The sequence below is a fragment of the Streptomyces sp. NPDC052016 genome, from assembly GCF_044548445.1.
Lineage (GTDB): Bacteria > Actinomycetota > Actinomycetes > Streptomycetales > Streptomycetaceae > Streptomyces.
The window spans coordinates 89,420-107,042 of the sequence record NZ_JBIUBX010000008.1; the positions used below are offsets into that span (position 1 = coordinate 89,420).

15 protein-coding genes and 1 pseudogene are annotated in these 17,623 nt (G+C 72.3%); 10 read left to right on the forward strand and 6 right to left on the reverse strand.

Features of this window, described 5'->3' with window-relative positions:
* Positions 1 to 95: 95 nt before the first annotated feature.
* Entirely contained in the window at positions 96 to 968 is an 873-nt protein-coding gene (gene purU / locus ACIHAR_RS12365) for a formyltetrahydrofolate deformylase (RefSeq protein WP_365468331.1), read from the forward strand.
* A 121-nt stretch (positions 969 to 1,089) separates the two neighbouring features.
* Here purU and ACIHAR_RS12370 read toward each other — a convergent pair whose 3' ends face one another.
* Both ACIHAR_RS12370 and betA read right to left on the reverse strand, forming a co-directional pair.
* Positions 1,090 to 1,926, reverse strand: a complete 837-nt coding sequence (locus tag ACIHAR_RS12370) for a 5,10-methylenetetrahydrofolate reductase (protein WP_400018975.1) — start codon at positions 1,924 to 1,926, stop codon at positions 1,090 to 1,092.
* A gap of 3 nt (positions 1,927 to 1,929) precedes the next feature.
* A complete protein-coding gene (gene betA, locus ACIHAR_RS12375) occupies positions 1,930 to 3,600 on the reverse strand; it encodes a choline dehydrogenase (RefSeq protein ID WP_400018977.1) in 1,671 nt (556 codons plus the stop codon).
* Positions 3,601 to 3,802: 202 nt separating this feature from the next.
* Between betA and ACIHAR_RS12380 the strand changes: the two genes are divergently transcribed.
* Positions 3,803 to 4,549, forward strand: a complete 747-nt coding sequence (locus ACIHAR_RS12380; RefSeq protein ID WP_400019154.1) for an IclR family transcriptional regulator — start codon at positions 3,803 to 3,805, stop codon at positions 4,547 to 4,549.
* Position 4,550: 1 nt separating this feature from the next.
* Here the strand turns inward: ACIHAR_RS12380 and ACIHAR_RS12385 are convergent, their stop codons facing one another.
* The 4 genes from ACIHAR_RS12385 to ACIHAR_RS12400 all read right to left on the reverse strand — a co-directional run bounded on the left by ACIHAR_RS12385 (position 4,551) and on the right by ACIHAR_RS12400 (position 8,720).
* Positions 4,551 to 5,681 (reverse strand): aromatic ring-hydroxylating dioxygenase subunit alpha, encoded by a 1,131-nt coding sequence (locus ACIHAR_RS12385; protein ID WP_400018980.1) that lies wholly within the window; start codon positions 5,679 to 5,681, stop codon positions 4,551 to 4,553.
* A 130-nt stretch (positions 5,682 to 5,811) separates the two neighbouring features.
* A complete protein-coding gene (locus ACIHAR_RS12390) occupies positions 5,812 to 6,975 on the reverse strand; it encodes an FAD-dependent oxidoreductase (protein WP_365468343.1) in 1,164 nt (387 codons plus the stop codon).
* Positions 6,972 to 7,334 carry a bifunctional 3-phenylpropionate/cinnamic acid dioxygenase ferredoxin subunit gene (locus ACIHAR_RS12395; RefSeq protein WP_365468346.1) on the reverse strand — a complete coding sequence of 121 codons (363 nt, stop codon included), beginning with the start codon at positions 7,332 to 7,334 and terminating at the stop codon, positions 6,972 to 6,974. The genes ACIHAR_RS12390 and ACIHAR_RS12395 overlap by 4 nt, the downstream gene beginning before the upstream one ends.
* Positions 7,335 to 7,634: 300 nt before the next feature.
* Positions 7,635 to 8,720 carry an S-(hydroxymethyl)mycothiol dehydrogenase gene (locus ACIHAR_RS12400; protein ID WP_365468349.1) on the reverse strand — a complete coding sequence of 362 codons (1,086 nt, stop codon included), beginning with the start codon at positions 8,718 to 8,720 and terminating at the stop codon, positions 7,635 to 7,637.
* A 186-nt stretch (positions 8,721 to 8,906) separates the two neighbouring features.
* On the opposite strand from ACIHAR_RS12400, the pseudogene ACIHAR_RS12405 reads away from it, so the two are divergent.
* The 8 genes and pseudogenes from ACIHAR_RS12405 to hypF form a co-directional block, all read left to right on the forward strand.
* A pseudogene (locus ACIHAR_RS12405) lies at positions 8,907 to 9,095 on the forward strand (acyl-CoA dehydrogenase); the annotation flags it as partial.
* Positions 9,096 to 9,873: 778 nt separating this feature from the next.
* A complete protein-coding gene (locus ACIHAR_RS12410) occupies positions 9,874 to 10,332 on the forward strand; it encodes an Rrf2 family transcriptional regulator (protein WP_365468358.1) in 459 nt (152 codons plus the stop codon).
* Positions 10,333 to 10,471: 139 nt separating this feature from the next.
* Entirely contained in the window at positions 10,472 to 10,573 is a 102-nt protein-coding gene (locus ACIHAR_RS12415) for a putative leader peptide (protein WP_365468361.1), read from the forward strand.
* A 207-nt stretch (positions 10,574 to 10,780) separates the two neighbouring features.
* Complete coding sequence (locus ACIHAR_RS12420) at positions 10,781 to 11,887, forward strand: ABC transporter substrate-binding protein (protein ID WP_400018984.1); 1,107 nt, start codon at positions 10,781 to 10,783, stop codon at positions 11,885 to 11,887.
* A 214-nt stretch (positions 11,888 to 12,101) separates the two neighbouring features.
* Positions 12,102 to 13,865 (forward strand): enoyl-CoA hydratase-related protein, encoded by a 1,764-nt coding sequence (locus tag ACIHAR_RS12425; RefSeq protein WP_400018986.1) that lies wholly within the window; start codon positions 12,102 to 12,104, stop codon positions 13,863 to 13,865.
* Positions 13,862 to 14,434: a hydrogenase maturation protease gene (locus tag ACIHAR_RS12430; RefSeq protein ID WP_400018988.1), complete on the forward strand. Its 573-nt coding sequence runs from the start codon at positions 13,862 to 13,864 to the stop codon at positions 14,432 to 14,434. The genes ACIHAR_RS12425 and ACIHAR_RS12430 overlap by 4 nt, the downstream gene beginning before the upstream one ends.
* Before the next feature lie 70 nt (positions 14,435 to 14,504).
* Entirely contained in the window at positions 14,505 to 15,284 is a 780-nt protein-coding gene (hypB, locus tag ACIHAR_RS12435; protein WP_400018990.1) for a hydrogenase nickel incorporation protein HypB, read from the forward strand.
* Positions 15,281 to 17,620, forward strand: coding sequence for a carbamoyltransferase HypF (hypF, locus tag ACIHAR_RS12440; protein ID WP_400018992.1), 2,340 nt, complete (start codon positions 15,281 to 15,283; stop codon positions 17,618 to 17,620). Before hypB ends, hypF begins: the two co-directional genes overlap by 4 nt.
* The last annotated feature ends 3 nt before the right edge of the window (positions 17,621 to 17,623 follow it).

Here is a 17,623-nt window from a genome sequence, read left to right on the forward strand (position 1 = left end):
GTCGCCCGGCCACTCTTGACCGCGAGCGGCCACCGAGCCGACGATGTTGCGTATCGCTCACCATGTTGTGCATTACGCACCAGCGGAGGCCGCACATGTCCCCTCGACCGCAACCTGGCCGTGAGTACGTCCTCACTCTCTCGTGTCCCGACAGCGCGGGACTGGTCCACGCCGTGAGCGGCTTCCTCGTCAGGAACTCCGGCAACATCCTGGAGAGCCAGCAGTTCGACGACCGGCGCCAGGGCCGTTTCTTCATGAGGGTCCACTTCGACGTGTCCGACCCGCACACCGGTCCGGAAGGTCTCCGTCACCGATTCGGCCCCGTCGCGGAGGCCCACCGCATCTCGTGGACCCTGCGGGACGCGTCGACCCCGACCCGGACCCTCATCATGGTGTCCAGGTTCGGCCACTGCCTGAACGATCTGCTGTTCCGCCGGCGCACCGGCGCGCTCAACATCGAGGTCCCCGCGATCGTCTCCAACCACCGCGACCACGAGGGCCTGGCCGAGTCCTACGGCATCCCCTTCCACCACGTCCCGGTCACCCGGGACACCAAGGCGGAGGCCGAGGCACGGCTGCTGGAGCTGGTGCGCGAACTGGACGTCGACCTGGTGGTGCTGGCCCGGTACATGCAGATCCTCTCCGACGACCTGTGCAAGCAGCTCGAGGGTCGTGCCATCAACATCCACCACTCCTTCCTCCCCAGCTTCAAGGGCGCTCGCCCCTACGAGCAGGCCTACGACCGCGGAGTGAAGCTCGTCGGCGCGACGGCGCACTACGTGACCCCGGATCTGGACGAGGGCCAGATCATCGAACAGGACGTGGTCCGCGTGGACCACTCCCTCGACCCCGGGGAACTGGTCACGGTGGGGCGGGACGTGGAGGCCCAGGTGCTCGCGCACGCGGTCAAGTGGCACAGCGAGAGCCGCGTCATGGTGGACGGCAACCGCACGGTGGTCTTCCGCTGAGCGGTGGGCGGCGGGGGGGGGGGGGGGGGGGGGGGGGGGGGGGGGGGGGGGGGGGTCGGCCCCCCCCCCCCCACCGCCGCGTACGGGGACAACCGCCTCGTTCGCCACGCGGCACCGACGCTCAGCTCCCTAGGCGGTCGAGCAGGGCGCGGCGCCAGCGTTCCGTCTCGGCGATCTGATTGAACGTGAAGAGGTGCAGGCCCGCCACCCTCGCGGAGGGCGCCGTGAGGGCCGCCTCGGCGCGGGTCAGCAGCCTCTCGGGCGAGTAGCCCCCGGGCGCGGCGAACCGCAGGAACCAGGATCCGTGCCTCGTCAGGAAGCGCGTCGACTCCCCCACCCCGATCCTCGTCGCCACGGCCAGCAGCTTCGCCCGCTGCACGGGCCCCGCCACGCCCACGTGGAGGGGCAGGGTGACGCCCCGGCGCCGGATCCGCGCGACCCACTCCCCCAGCACCCGCGGGTCGAAGCAGAGGTTGCTCACGACGTACGTGGCGTGCTCGCGCTTGTCCCACATGGCCTGGACGGTGACGTCGTCGTGGAGGAGCGGATGGCTCTCGGGATAGCCGGTGACGCCCACCCGGGCGAAGGGGCTGCCCAGTTCGCCCAGCCCGCGCAGCACGGGCAGCGCCCCGTCGAAGGGCCCGGCCGGCGGGTCCGCGTCGCCCGCCGGCACGAAGACGTCGTCCACGCCCGCCTCGCGCAGCCGGCCCGCGACCTCCTTCAGGTGGGTGTCGTCCCGCAGCAGCCGCGCCGGCACGTGCGGGGCGACACGGTAACCGTGCGCCGCGAGCCGGGTCGCGAGATCGAGGGTCGGCTCCAGGCCCTTGACGGGCGACGCCGTGACGGTGACCACGACGCCGCGCGGGACGTGGGCGAGGACCTTGTCCTCGGTCGCCTTCGCGGGCAGCACCTCGTAGCGGACGCTGTCCAGCAGCGCCCTGAGTCCTTCGGCGCCCACCGTCTACCCGGCCTGCTGCCGGGCGTCCCGATGGCGGTAGTACACGGCCTTCGACGGCGCCGGCGGCTCCTTGCCGAGGATCAGGTCGGAGGCCTTCTCCGCGATCATCATCACCGGTGCGTAGATGTTGCCGTTGGTGACGTAGGGCATGACGGAGGCGTCCACCACGCGCAGGCCCTCCAGCCCGTGCACGCGCAGGTCGGCCGGGTCGACGACGGCCATCTCGTCGGTGCCCATCCTGCAGGTGCAGGACGGGTGCAGGGCGGTCTCGCCCTCCTTCGCGACCCACGCGAGGATCTCCTCGTCCGTCCGTACCGACGGCCCGGGCGAGATCTCCCCGCCGTTGTAGGGGGCGAGTGCGGGCTGGTTGAGGATGGTGCGGGCCACGCGGATCGCCTCGACCCACTCCCGGCGGTCCTGTTCGGTGGACAGGTAGTTGAAGCGCAGTGCCGGGTGCTCGCGCGGGTCCCTGCTCCTGATCTTCACCGAGCCGACGGCGTCGGAGTACATGGGTCCGACGTGCACCTGGTAGCCGTGGCCGCCGGCGGGCGACGAGCCGTCGTAACGGACCGCCACCGGCAGGAAGTGGAACATCAGGTTGGGGTAGTCCACGTCCTCGTTGCTGCGGGCGAAGCCGCCCGCCTCGAAGTGGTTGGTGGCGGCCGGGCCCTTGCGGAAGAGCCACTGGAGCCCGATGAGGGGGGCGCGCCACTTCGCCATGTACGGCTGCATGGAGACCGGCTGCCTGCAGGCGTACTGGACGTAGACCTCCAGGTGGTCCTGCAGGTTCTCGCCGACGCCGGGGAGGTGGTGGACGACGTCGACGCCGAGGGCGCTCAGCTCCTCGGCGTTGCCGACACCGGAGAGCTGGAGGAGCTGCGGGGAGTTGATCGCGCCGCCGCAGAGGATGACCTCCCCGGCGCGGACCTGCCGGGGGGCGCCCCGGCCGCGCCGGTACTCGACGCCGACGGCCCGCTTGCCCTCGAAGAGGACGCGGGTGACGAGGGCGCGGGTGGTGACGGTGAGGTTGGGGCGCTGCATGGCGGGCTTGAGGTACGCCTTCGAGGCGGACAGCCGGCGTCCGCGGTGGACGTTCCGGTCGAACCTGGCGAAGCCTTCCTGCCGGTAGCCGTTGACGTCGTCCGTGGGGGCGTGGCCTGCCTCCTCGGTGGCCTTGAGGAAGGCGCCGAAGAGCGGGTTGACGGCCGGACCGCGCTCGAGCACGAGGGGGCCGTCGTGGCCGCGGAACTCGTCGTCCGGGTCGGCCGCGAGGCAGTTCTCCATCCGCCGGAAGTACGGCAGGCAGTGCGCGTAGTCCCAGGTCTCCATGCCGGGATCGGCCGCCCAGCGTTCGTAGTCCATGGGGTTGCCGCGCTGGAAGATCATGCCGTTGATGCTGCTGGAGCCGCCGAGGACCTTGCCGCGGGCGTGGTAGATGCGCCGGCCGCCCATGTGGGGCTCGGGCTCGGACTCGTACTTCCAGTCGTAGAACCGGCTGCCGATCGGATAGGTCAGCGCGGCGGGCATGTGGATGAAGACGTCCCACGGGTAGTCGGACCGGCCGGCCTCCAGCACGAGTACCCGGTTCGCCGGGTCCGCGGAGAGCCTGTTCGCCAGTGCGCTGCCGGCCGATCCGCCGCCGACGATGACGAAGTCGTAGTGCAGGGAAGCCATGGTGCCTCGTCTCGCTCGCGCCACAGATACGCGAGGCATGCTAGTACTGGTAGCGCTATACGCACCAGGTTGCGAGCGACGCAACTTGAGAGGGCTTTGTTTCGACGAGGTTGCTTGCCCGTGTGTTGTTTACTACGCGTATAGTTTCGCTGTGAGCAACTACAGCACAGAGACCGAAACGACGAGTTCACAGTCCGGCGGTGTGCAGTCCGTCGACCGTGCCATCAGCGTGCTGGAGATCCTGGCCCAGCGCGGCGAGGCGGGCGTCAGCGAGGTGGCCGCCGAGATCGATGTTCACAAGTCCACCGCGTTCCGGCTGCTCGGCGCCCTGGAGGCGCGCGGTCTGGTGGAGCAGGCGGGCGAGCGCGGCAAGTACCGTCTCGGCTTCGGCGTCGTACGCCTGGCCGGCGCCGTCACGGGACGCCTCGACATCACCCAGCAGGGCCGTCCGGTCTGCGAGCGGCTCGCCGAGGAGATCGGCGAGACGATCAACATCGCCGTGATGCAGGAGAGCTTCGCGATCAACCTCTACCAGGTGCGCGGCCCGGCGGCCGTCGCCGCGCACAACTGGGTCGGAGAGCTGACCCCGCTGCACGCCACGTCCAGCGGCAAGATCCTGCTGGCCCACCTGCCCGCCGAGGAGCGCGCCGCGCTGCTGGCCGACGCCGGTCTGAAGAAGGTCACCCCGCACACCCTGACCGCGAAGACGAAGCTGGAGAAGAACCTCGCCGAGGCGCGGGAGCGCGGTTACGCCTGGACCCTCGAGGAGCTGGAGATCGGCCTGCACGCCATGGCCGCCCCGATCCGCAACCAGGACGGCGAGGTCGTCGCGGCGCTGAGCGCCTCGGGCCCGTCGTACCGCTTCACCGAGGAGCGCCTGCACGAACTCGCCCCGGTGCTGGTCAAGGGCGCGGAGGAGATCAGCCACCGGATGGGCTGGCTGGGCTGAGTCATCCCCGGTGGGTGCCGAGCCGCTCGTTCACCCAGTCGTGGAAGGCGCCGATGTGGTGCTCGCTGGGCACGAGGACGCCTCCCTTGGCGTACGTCCGCGAGCTCATGCCGGGCTGGGTGCGTTCGCAGGCGTCGAAGTCCTGGCGGTTGACCCGGTCGAAGAGCTCCACGGACCGGCTGACGTCCTTGCCGCCGGCGACGACGTGCGGGAGGTAGAGCCAGTCGCACTCGACGATCGTGCGGTCCACGGCCATCGGGTACATCCGGTGGAAGATCACGTGGTCGGGGACGAGGTTGACGAAGACCTGCGGCTTGACGGTGATCGCGTAGTAGCGGCGGTCCTGGTCCTCGGAGACTCCTGGAATGCGGTCGAGGCCCTCGGAGCCGTCGACGGTGAAGCCCTGGACCTCCGCGCCGAACTCGGCGCCATGGCCGACGTAGTACTGGGCGGCGTAGCCGTCGGCGAACTCGGGGAGCACCTCGGTGAGTTCCGGGTGGATCGTGGCGCAGTGGTAGCACTCCATGAAGTTCTCGATGATGAGCTTCCAGTTGGCCTTGACGTCGTAGACGATCCGCTTGCCGACCGAGAGGTGGTGGATGCCGTAGCGCTCGATCGACTCCACGTCGCCGAGGCGGGTGATCACCTCGCCGACGACGTCCTCCTCGAAGGAGGGCGGGTTCTCCGCCAGGCAGACCCAGACGTAGCCGAGCCATTCGCGGACGGCCACGCTCACCAGGCCGTACTCGGTGCGGCCGACGTCGGGCATCTTGGTGAGGTTGGGGGCCGCGACGAGCTTGCCGTCCAGGTCGTAGGTCCAGGCGTGGTACGGGCACTGGAAGGCGCGCCTGACCTCGCCGGTCTCCTCCGTGCACAGCTTGGCCCCGCGGTGCCGGCAGACGTTGAAGAAGGCGCGGATCGAGTAGTCCCGGGCGCGGGTGACCAGGATGCTCTCGCGGCCCACGTCGACGGTGCGGAAGGCGCCGGGTTTCGCCAGCTCGGAGGCGCGCGCGACGCAGAACCACATGGTCTCGAAGATGCGCTCCTGTTCCTGGGCGAAGATGCCCGGATCCGTGTAGGAGGAGCCGGGGAGGGTGGCGATCAGGCTTTCCGGCAGGCTGGTCGAGGTCACGGTGCACTCCTCGGTGAACGTCGTGGAGGGGTCATTCACGCGCCGGGAAGAGCGACTCCGGACAGCGTTGTGTAAAGAGCAACACTGCGTGCCATATGCAACGGCAGCATGAAATGCGGCAGGGGCGGTGTCAAGACGGGGCGGCGGCGAGCCGCTTGCGCCATCGAGTGAACAGCCGCGTCTGGTTCATCCCGAGCACGGCGACCGGACGACCGGCGCGCCGGTAGACGGCCAGGACGTCGCGGTCGTCCGCGGCGCCCTCCTCGATCGTGACGCTGTCGGCGCCGGCCGCGTGACCGACGAACTGGATCTTCACGCCGTACTGGTCGGACCAGAAGTACGGCGGCCTGGGCGCCGCGGGTTCCACCGCACCGCCCGCCAGCAGCGCGGTGACGGCCGCGTCGGGGCGCTCCCGCGCGCCGGTCCAGTGCTCGACGCGACGGTGGGCGCCCGCACGGGGGTCGTACCAGTTGGCGCAGTCGCCGACCGCGACCACGCCCGCCAGACCGGTACGGCCGTCGGCGCCGCACTTCACACCGTTGTCCAGGGCGACGCCGGATCCCTCCAGCCACTCGACGCACGGGCGTGCGCCCACGCCGACGACGACGATGTCCGCGGGGACGCTGCGGCCGTCCTCGAGCAGGACGGCGTCGACCCGGCGCTCCCCGCTCACCCCCTTGACGCCGACGCCGCACAGCAGCCGCACGCCGTGGTCGGCGTGGAGAGCGGAGACGACGGCGCCCATCTCGGCGCCGAGCGGTCCGGCGAGCGGCGTGCGAGCCGCCTCGACCACCGTCACGTCCAGTCCGAGGGTGTACGCGGTGGAGGCCACCTCGGCGCCGATGAACCCGCCGCCGATCACCACCAGGCGTCCGCCGCGGGCCAGTTCGTCCCGCAGGGCCCGGGCGTCGTCCAGCGTGCGCAGGACGTGCACGCCGGCCAGGCCGTCGCTGCCGGGCAGGGTGCGCGCGGCGGCGCCGGTCGCGATGACGACGCCGTCCGCCCGGACCACCCGGCCGTCGGCGAGCCGGACGGCACGGTCGGCGCCGTCGAGTCCGGTGGCACGGACGCCGAGCAGCCACTCCACCCGGAGGTCCTCGTCGTCCGCCTCGAGCGCGAGGTCCGCCTCGCCGAGGGCGCCGGCCAGGAAGTCCTTGGACAGCGGGGGCCTGTCGTAGGGGCGGTGCGGCTCGTCGCCGACGACGATCAGCCGCCCGTCGTACCCCTGCTTCCGCAGGGAGCGCGTCGCCGACAGCCCGGCCAGCGAGGCACCGACCACGACCACGGTCCTCACGCGGGACCGCCGGCGAGCCGGGACGCGACGCAGGGCGGGAGGTTGGGGGCCTCGCTGGAGAGCCGGACGTAGACCATGCCGTCCTCGACGAGGACCTCGTGGGTGCGGACCGGGCGCCTGGCCGGCGGGGCGTCGACGGCTCCGGTGCCCAGGTCGAACTTGGAGGCGTGGAGCGGGCATTCCACCTCGCGGCCCTCCAGCCAGCCGTCGGCGAGCGAGGCGTCCTGGTGGGTGCAGGTGTCGTCGATGGCGAAGACCTCGCCGTCGTCGGTGTGGAACACCGAGACCGGTGGATCGACGTCGAGCCGGAAGGCCTCGCCTCGCGGGAGATCCGCGAGGCGGCACGCGGGAATCATCATGACACCTCGGTGCGTATAGCGAAACGGATTGCGGTAAGCGCAACATCAGTCTGGAGTCGGCCACAACCCTTGTCAAGGCGTCCAAAGGGCCCGGAAAAGGCCCGCCGCCCCGCCCGTCCCCGTTTCTCCCGACGCAATGCGATGCGCATGGAAAAACCGAGCTCACGTGGTCCGCAGGCACACGCAGGCAGCCCGCCTCCTCGAGCCCTGAGGGCCGGGGAGACGGGCGCGACGGCCGGCGTACGGCAGGTCAGAAGCCGCGGCCGAGCCGAGCGGGACGTTCGATGCGGGCTCCGGTCATCACAGGACCACCACCGAGCGCAGCACGTCTCCGTGATGCATCCGCTCGAAGGCCTTCTCCACCTCGGCCAGGGCGATGGTCTCGGTGACGAACGTGTCCAGATCGAGGCGGCCCTGGAGGTAGAGGTCGATGAGCATCGGGAAGTCACGGGAGGGCAGGCAGTCGCCGTACCAGGACGACTTCAGGGCGCCGCCCCGGCCGAAGACGTCGAGCAGCGGCAGTTCGAGCCTCATCTCCGGGGTCGGTACGCCGACCAGGACCACCGTGCCGGCGAGGTCCCGGGCGTAGAAGGCCTGCCGGTAGGTCTCCGGGCGGCCGACCGCCTCGATGACGACGTCGGCGCCGAAACCGCCGGTCAGCTCACGGATCGCCTCCACGGCGTCGGCCTCCTCGGAGTTGACGGTGTGGGTCGCGCCCAGACCACGGGCGGTCTCCAGCTTGCGGTCGTCGACGTCCACCGCGATGATCTTCGCCGCTCCGGCCAGGCGCGCCCCGACGACCGCGGCGTCCCCGACGCCGCCGCAGCCGATCACGGCCACACTGTCCCCGCGTCCGACGTTGCCGGTGTTGATCGCCGCGCCGATGCCCGCCATCACGCCGCAGCCCAGCAGACCGGCGGCGGCCGCCGACGCCGCCCGGTCGACCTTGGTGCACTGTCCCGCCGCCACCAGCGTCTTCTCCGCGAACGCGCCGATGCCCAGCGCCGGGGACAGCTCGGTGCCGTCGAGCAGGGTCATCCGCTGCGCGGCGTTGCGGGTGTCGAAGCAGTACCAGGGCCGGCCGCGCAGACAGGCCCTGCACCGGCCGCACACCGCCCGCCAGTTCAGGATCACGAAGTCACCGGGCGCGACCTCGGTGACGCCCTCCCCCACCGACTCCACCACCCCCGCCGCCTCATGGCCCAGCAGGAAGGGGAAGTCGTCGTTGATGCCGCCCTCGCGGTAGTGCAGATCGGTGTGGCAGACCCCGCAGGCCTCGACCTTCACCAGGGCCTCACCCGGTCCCGGGTCCGGCACGACGATCGTTTCCAGACTGACGGGGGCGCCCTTCCCCCGGGCGACGACAGCACGGACCTGGTGAGTCATGGCCACTCCACGGCTGGTAGGAGACTTCAGGCATGCGTTGCTCATTACGGTACGTATTTCACGTGCCGCAACAAGCATCACGGAGCGCCGACGGGGGGTCAAGGCACATGACCACCGGGGATCCCGACCCGACGCCCGGTGCGACGGCCGAGGGTGACGGGTGAACGGGTGACCGGGGGCCGCGCAGCCGCACAGGAGTCCACCGCCCGCGCCCTCGACATCGTCGGCGCCCGTTCCGCGTCCGCGCGGCTGGGCTTCGACCGCTTCTGGCGCAACGCCCGGACCCACACCCTGTACGAACCCTTCGCACCCCGGCTCCGCGATGTCGGGGACTACTACCTGAACGGCGCGCACCCGCCGTTCGTCCTGCCCTGAGGTCTCCACCGACGGATGACCGTTCGGCACGGCCACGAACGGCACGGGCGCCAACGCCGCTCCCAGGTACAGGCGTTGGAGGGGCGGCAGACGGCGTGGACTTCGCGCCACACGGGACGTCGCAACCTCTGGACTTCCTCAAGAACGGCTTGAAACCGTCATGACTCGGGGCACTCTCGGAGCAGTCGGTGCGAACGCCCGGCGACAGGGGGAAGGTCAGGGGGAATGTCATGGTGACTGCACTGGTCCTGGTGGGGGTGGCCGTGGGGGTCCTGATCGCCGGTGGTACATGGCTGCTGCGGCGGACCTGGCGGCGCGCGTGGGACGACTTCGCCGCCCAGGCGGCCGCCGCCGGCGGGGGTGTCGGGCGGGGCGGCAGGACTTGGCCCACGGGCAGCGCGGGCAGCGCGGGGAGGACAGGCAGCGCGGGATCGGCGACGAGTGCCGCGGGCAGCTCACTCAGCGACGCGTCCTGGTACGTCATGGGCACGTCGTGCGACGGATCTTCGACGAGTTCCTCGTGCGGCAGCAGCTCGTCCTCGTGCGGCAGCAGCTCGTCGTCCTGCGGAAGCAGCTCGTCCTCGTGCGGCAGCAGTTCCTCGTCCTGCGGCAGCTCCTGCTGACAAGCGGGCGGGCCGGTGAACCGGCGCGCGAGCGGGGGTGGGCCGGGCTGGGCCCGGCGGCCCGGCTGCCACGCAGCCCGGTGGCCACACAGCCCGGTGGCCCGTGGCCCGGTGGCAGCGACCACCGGGCCGGAGCCGTGCGGGATAATGCACGCATGCGGATCTCAGCCAGGGCGGACTACGCGGTACGTGCCGCGCTGCAGCTCGCCGCGTCACGGGATGACGGGCCACTGAAGGCCGAAGCCATCGCCGACGCCCAGGACATCCCGCACAAGTTCCTGGAAAGCATCCTGAACGACATGCGCCGAGGCGGCCTCGTCCTCAGTCAGCGGGGCGGCAACGGGGGCTACCGGCTCGCCAAGCCCGCCGGGGACATCAGCATCGCCGACGTCATACGGGTCGTGGACGGACCGCTGGTCTCGGTGCGCGGAGTCCGCCCGCCCGACCTGTCCTACACCGGCGCCGCCCAGTCGCTGCTCCCGCTGTGGATCGCGCTGCGCTCCAACGTGCGGCAGATCCTCGAGGGCGTGTCGCTCGCGGACGTCGCGTCGGGTGAACTCCCCGCCGACGTATCCGCGTTGACCGACGCTCCGGGCGCCTGGGTCAACCCCTGACGCACCGGCTCGCGCGCCACTCGTCCCAGAAGGCGAGATGAGGCCATCCGTCATGTGAACACCCTCTTGGGGCGGGCGCCGCCTTCTGCCAGTATCCCTAGCAACCAGGTAGGAAAACTAGGGATAGGCGGGGGTGGCCATGAGAACGCTCATCAGCACAGCCCCTTCGCCGACCCTCCTGACGACGCGTCGTCACATCGACCTCGGCCGTACGTCCAGTGCCATCTGTCGGCCCGCCTGAGACCGTCCACAGAACCTGACGGCTCACCGGCACCTCGCACACGCACGTGCACACGCACATCCCCATCGGCGCACACCTCGGCTTCTCGGCCCGCGACGGCGTTCCCGCCCGCGCCCGGCCGGTGAGCGGAGCGCGGGTCCGCGCCCATGGACCCCACCTCGCGTCGTGCGCACCTCCCTGATCGTCCATCCCTGAGAGGACACCTCTGTGTCTGCCGCAAGACCGCTCACCGCCCTGCGCACCCTCGCCGTCACCGCCGCGCTTCCCCTCCTGCTCACCGCCTGCGGCTACGGTTCCGCGTCCACTGACGACGACAGGCAGGCCGAGGTCGCGGCCGACGCCGAGAAGCTCTCCGCCGACGAGGTGAGGATCGGCTACTTCCCCAACCTGACGCACGCCACCGCTCTCGTGGGTGTCCAGAAGGGCCTGTTCCAGAAGGAGCTCGGCGGCACCACGATCAAGTCCGCGACCTTCAACGCCGGCCCCTCCGAGATCGAGGCGCTGAACTCCGGTTCCATCGACATCGGGTGGATCGGCCCGTCCCCCGCCGTCAACGGCTACACCAAGGCGGCCGGCAAGAACCTGCGCATCATCAGCGGTTCCGCCTCCGGCGGCGTGAAGCTCGTCGTCAACCCGGACAAGATCAAGTCCGAGGACGACGTCAGGGGCAAGAAGATCGCCACCCCGCAGCTCGGCAACACCCAGGACGTGGCCTTCCTCAACTGGATCGCGGAGAAGGGCTGGAAGGTCGACGCGGAGAGCGGCAGCGGCGACGTCTCCGTCGTCCGCACGGACAACAAGGTGACTCCGGACGCCTACAAGTCCGGCTCGATCGACGGAGCCTGGGTACCGGAGCCGACCGCCTCCAAGCTCGTCGCCGAGGGCGCGAAGGTGCTGCTCGACGAGGCCGACCTGTGGCCGGACAAGAAGTTCGTGATCACGAACGTCATCGTGTCGCAGAAGTTCCTCGAGGAGCACCCGGACGTCGTCGAGGCCGTACTGCGCGGCTCGGTGCGGACCAACGAGTGGATCAACGCCCATCCGGAGGAGGCCAAGGCGGCCGCCAACGCGGCCCTGAAGAAGGAGTCCGGCAAGGCGCTGCCCGCCGAGGTCATCGACCCGGCCTGGAAGTCCATCACCTTCCTCGACGACCCGCTGGCCGCCACCCTCGACACCGAGGCGGAGCACGCGGTGAAGGCCGGCCTCCTGGAGAAGCCCGAGCTGAAGGGCATCTACGACCTCGCACCGCTCAACAAGGTCCTCCAGGCGGAGGGCAAGGACGAGGTGGACGACGCCGGCCTCGGCGCCGAGTAGCGACCGCCGGCCCCGGTCCCCCCGGGGAGGGTGCGGCCATGGCCCTGCCGGGGCGAGCCCGTCACCCTTCCGGGGGCCTCCGGCCGCGGCGACCGCACGCCGCCGCGCGCGAAGCCCCGATGCGATCCGGATGGAGGAAGGAAGCCGGCGGAGGCCGGCGAAACGCCGTCCGGGTCCTTCTCGACGTTCCCGATACCGACGAACATGCCCCCTCATGGACATCTTGCTCGTCGCCAGCGCGTTCAACAGCCTGTCCCAGCGTGTGTACGCGGAACTGTCGGACCAGGGCTACCGGGTGGACGTCGTTCTCGCCTCGCACGGCGCCGAAGCGGTCCGGGCCGCCGTCCGCGAGGCGCGCCCGGAACTGGTCGTCGCCCCGATGCTGAAGACGGCGCTGCCGGAGGACGTGTGGCGGGAGCACACCTGCCTCGTCGTGCACCCGGGACCGCCCGGCGACCGCGGGCCGTCCTCCCTGGACTGGGCGATCGCCGAGGAGGCGTCCCACTGGGGGGTGACGGTGCTCCAGGCCGAGGCCGCGATGGACGCCGGCGACGTGTGGGCCGCCGAGCCCTTCCCGGTGTCGCCGGTCGGCAAGAGCGACCTGTACCGCAACGAGGTCTCCGACGCCGCCTCGGCCGCCGTCCTGCTGGCCGTACGGCGCTACGCCGAGGGATCGTTCAAACCGCGGGCGCAGAGCGATCCCGCCGTCCGCGTGGTGTGGCGCGACTTCTTCCGCCAGGAGCGGCGACGGATCGACTGGGAGAACGACAGCACCGAGACGGTGCTGCGCAAGCTCCGGGGGGCCGACTCGCAGCCGGGGGTCCTGGACGAACTCCTCGGCCGGGAGGTGTTCCTGCACGGCGGGCACCTCGAGGACCGGCTGCGCGGGCGCCCCGGTGACCTGCTCGCGACGCGGGCCGGGGCGGTCTGCCGGGCCACCCGGGACGGGGCGGTGTGGATTCCGGAACTGCGCCCCCGCAAGAGCTCCGGCGACCCGGCGCCGTTCCGCCGCCCGGCGGCTTCCGTACTGGCCGCCCTGCCCGCCCCGCCCGGCGCCGCCGCCCAGGGGGCACGCCCCGGCGACGGTCCTCACTGGCTGCCGGAGGACGCCGCCCCGCTCGAACTGCCGCGGGGCCGGAACACCTGGACCGACATCCGCTACCGGCAGCTCGGTGACGTCGGCTTCCTGACCTTCTCCTTCCCCGGCGGGGCGATGAGCACCGATCACTGCCGCAGGCTGCTCGCCGCCTACCGGTACGCGCTCGCCCGCCCGGCCTCGGTGCTGGTGCTCGGCGGGTCCCGCGACTTCTTCTCCAACGGCATCCACCTCAACGTCATCGAGGCGGCCGCCGACCCCGCGGGCGAGTCCTGGGCCAACCTCAACGCCATGAACGACCTGGTCGAGGCGGTGCTGCGGACCACGGACCGGCTCGTGGTGGCGGCGCTCGGGGGCAACGCCGCGGCCGGCGGCGTCATGCTCGCCCTGGCAGCCGACCAGGTCTGGTGCCGCGCGGGCACCGTCCTCAATCCGCACTACCGGCGCATGGGCCTGTACGGGTCGGAGTACTGGACGTACACGCTGCCGCGCCGCGTCGGGACCGGGGCGGCGCAGCGGCTGACGACCGAGGCGTTGCCGGTGAGCGCCGCGACGGCCGCACGGATCGGCCTGGTGGACCGTCTGGTGCCGGCCGAGCCCCAGCGGTTCACCACCGAGGTCGAGCACCGGGCGGCGGCACTCGCCGACACCCCGGACCTCGCGCGGCGGATCGCCGCGAAGGCCGCGGCACGCCGGGCGGACGAGGAGCAGCGCCCGCTCGCCGAGTACCGGCGGGCCGAACTCGCCCGCATGCGCGCTGTGTTCTTCGACCCGCGCGCCCCGTACCACGCGCTGCGCTCGGCCTTCGTCCGGAAGCTGCCGAGCGGCTCCGCCCGGCCCCTGCGCGCGGTCGGCGAGCAGGTCACCGGGGGCGCCCGATGACGCGCTCCGGGACGCGTCTGCTGGTGGCGGGCGTCGGCAACATCTTCCTCGCCGACGACGCCTTCGGCCCGGAGGTGATCCGGGCCCTGGAGGGGCGCCCGCTGCCGCCCGGGGTACGGGTGCGGGACTTCGGTATCCGCGGCATGGACCTGGCGTACGAACTGCTCGACGGCTACGACGCGGCCGTCCTGGTCGACGCGGCCGCGCGGGGTCACCGGCCGGGGACCCTGTCGCTGATCGAGCCGGAACTCCCCGACCGCACCACGGGGACCGCCCCGCCCGAGGCGCACGGCATGGACCCGGCGAAGGTGCTCGCCCTGGCCGCCCACCTGGGCGACGAGCCGCTCCCGCGCGTCCTCGTGCTCGCCTGTGAGCCCGAGGTGCGGCCGAGCGGCGACGAGGACATCGCCCCGGGCGTCAGCGCACCGGTGCGCGACGCCGTCGAGCGGGCCGTGGCGGCCCTGCACGCCATGGTGCCCGTCCTGCTCGCCGACCCCGCGGCCACGCCCCCGTTGAGCCGCCCGGACGAATCCACCGCCCGGTCCGCAGCCGGGTCCCGCACGCGGTGAGCGGCGGCGGCGAGGATCGGCGACGGAACCCGTCCCGCCCTTCCGCTGACGAACGCAAGGAGCACCGCCCATGTGCGAGTCCGTCGACGAGCTCACCGAGGCCGTCCTGGCGAAGAACGACGGCCTGGCCGCGAGCCTGCGCGACGAACTGGCCCGCCGCGGAGTGAGCGTGGTCAACCTCCTGTCCAGCCCGGGCAGCGGCAAGACGGAACTGCTCGGCCGCGTCCTGGCCCGGGCGGTGCGGCGGGGCGTCCCGGTGGCCGCTCTCACCGCCGACCTGGCGACCGAGAACGACGCCGACCGCCTCGCCCGTTCGGGAGCGCCGGTGAAGCAGCTGCTGACCGACGGGCTGTGCCATCTGGAGGCCCGCCAGCTCCGCGGCCACGTGGAGAGCTGGCTGCCCGTCGGCACCACGCTGCTGTTCGTGGAGAACGTCGGCAACCTCGTCTGCCCGGCGGCCTACGACCTCGGCGAGAGCCTACGGATCGTGCTGATGGCGGTGACCGAGGGGGAGGACAAACCGCTGAAGTACCCCACCGCCTTCGGGTCCGCCCATCTGGTGGTGCTCACCAAGACCGATCTGGCCGAGCCCGCCGGTTTCGACGAGGCCGCGTTCCTGGCCCATGTGCAGCGGGTCAACCCCGGGGTGGAGGTCGTGCGGTCCTGCGCCCGCACCGACGTCGGCGTCGACGTCCTCCTGGAGCGGGTGCTCGCCGTGCGGGACGGCGCCCCCGTCCACCGGCCTCCCCTGGCCCCCCACCCGCACGGCCATGAGCACGGCTACGTCCACGAGTCCGCCGGAGAGGACGCGCGGGGCGTGTCCGGCCTCGCCGCCGAACGCGTCTCGTGACGGCTCCCGTCACGCAGGCGGTGCGCCGCCGCGTCACCGTGTGCGGCACGGTGCAGGGCGTGGGATTCCGCCCGTTCGTGCACCGGCTGGCCACCGACCTCGCCTTGACGGGCTTCGTGAGCAACACGGCGAGCGGCGTGCTCATCGAGGTGGAGGGCCCGCCCCACGGTGTGGCCCGCTTCTGCGACCGGCTGGCCACCGAGCCGCCGCCGCTGGCCGCCGTCACCGGCGTCGGGGTCGAGGACCTGCCCGTGACCGGCGTCGACGACGCCTTCACGATCCGCTCCACCGACCGTTCCCCGGGCCGCACACTGCTCCCGCCCGACACGGCGACCTGCGCGGATTGCCTGCGGGAGCTCACCGATCCCGCCGACCGTCGCCACCGGCACCCGTTCGTCACCTGCACCCACTGCGGACCCCGCTTCACCATCGCCACGGGGATGCCGTACGACCGCGCGGTCACCACCATGTCCGGCTTCCCGATGTGTCCGGCCTGCGCCCGGGAGTACGGCGATCCCGGCGACCGGCGCTTCCACGCGCAGCCGGTGGCCTGCCCCGACTGCGGTCCCCGGCTGCGCCTGGTGCCCGCCCCCGGGAGCGCTGTCCGACCCGCGCGGGACGCCGACGCCCTGGCGGCGGCACGGGCCCTGCTGGCCGCGGGGCGGATCGTCGCCGTCAAGGGCCTCGGCGGCTACCACCTGGCGTGCGACGCCACCGACGCGCGGGCCGTCGACGCGCTGCGCGCCCGCAAGGCGCGTGGCGGCAAACCGTTCGCGGTGATGTGCGCGGACCTCGACGCCGTGCGGCGGATCGCCGTGCTCTCGGCAGCCGAGACGACCGCCCTCACCAGCCCCCGGCGCCCCATCGTCCTGCTGCGCGGGCGCGAGCCGGACGGCGCGCTCCGGCTCGCGCCCGGCGTGTGCCCCGGTAGCCCGCACCTCGGCGTCCTGCTGCCGTACGCACCCGTGCACGCCCTGCTGTTCGGGCTGCCCGGCGATCCGCCGGGGCCGCGCGTACTGGTCATGACGAGCGGCAACCGCTCGGGGGAGCCGATCGTCACGGACGACGGCGAGGCGCTGACCCGGCTGGCCGGCCTGGCCGACGCCTGGCTCGCCCACGACCGGCCCATCGCCTCGCCGTGCGACGACTCCCTGCTGCGGGTGCGCGGCGACGGCACCGAGCAGGTACTGCGCCGTTCCCGAGGTTACGTACCCAGGCCCCTGCGCCTGCCGGTGCCGGTGCGGCCCGCGCTCGCCGTCGGCGGCGACCTGAAGAACGCCCTGTGCCTCGGCGTGGGCGACCAGGCCTGGTTCGGCCCGCACATCGGCGACATGGGCGACCTGGCCACGCTGGACGCGGCCCGGCGGGCGGAGTCCCGGCTGCGGTCCCTGACCGGCGTCAGCCCTGAGCTCGTCGCGGCCGACCGGCACCCGGGGTACCACTCCCTGCGGTGGGCTCGCCGGCGGGCGGCCCGTCTGCCCGGGCGCGCACCCGTGTGCGTCCAGCACCACCACGCGCACATCGCGTCGGCGATGGCCGAGCACGGCCTGGACGGCACCGCGCCCGTGATCGGCGTCGCGTTCGACGGCACGGGTTACGGCGACGACGGCACCGTCTGGGGCGGCGAGATCCTGCTCGCCGACTACACCGGCTACCGGCGCTTCGCCCACCTGACGCCCGCCCCGCTGCCCGGCGGAGACGCGGGGGTGGCCAACCCGTGCCGTCTCGCGCTGGCCCGGCTGTGGGCCGCCGGTGTGCGGTGGGACCCGGACCTGCCGTGCGTCGCCGCCTGTGCACCGGGTGAACTTGCCGTACTGGAGCAGCAGTTGACTCGCGGGGCGGCCTGTGTGGCGACCTCGGGGATGGGCCGGCTCTTCGATGCCGTGTCGTCCCTCGTCGGCGTGTGCCACCGCGCGGGATACGAGGCGCAGGCCGCCCTGGAGCTGGAGGCGGCGGCCGCGTCGGCCTGGGACGCCGACGCCTCGGCGTACGCCTTCGGGATCGCCTCCGGCACCTGCGACCCGGCACCCGTGCTGCGCGCACTCGTCGCCGACCTGCGGCGCGGCACCCCGCCCCCCGTGCTCGCCGCGCGCTTCCACCGAGGCGTGGCGCGGGCCGTCGTGGACCTCTGCCGACGTGCGCGCCGGGCCGCCGGCCCGACCACCGTCGCCCTCAGCGGCGGGGTCTTCGCCAACGCGCTGCTGGAGGAGGAGTGCACGGTGCTGCTGGCCGGCGACGGTTTCACGGTCCTGCGCCATGGCGAAGTCCCGCCGAACGACGGCGGGTTGGCCCTCGGCCAGCTGGTGGTCGCGGCGCACGAACGACAGAAGGAGTGACCC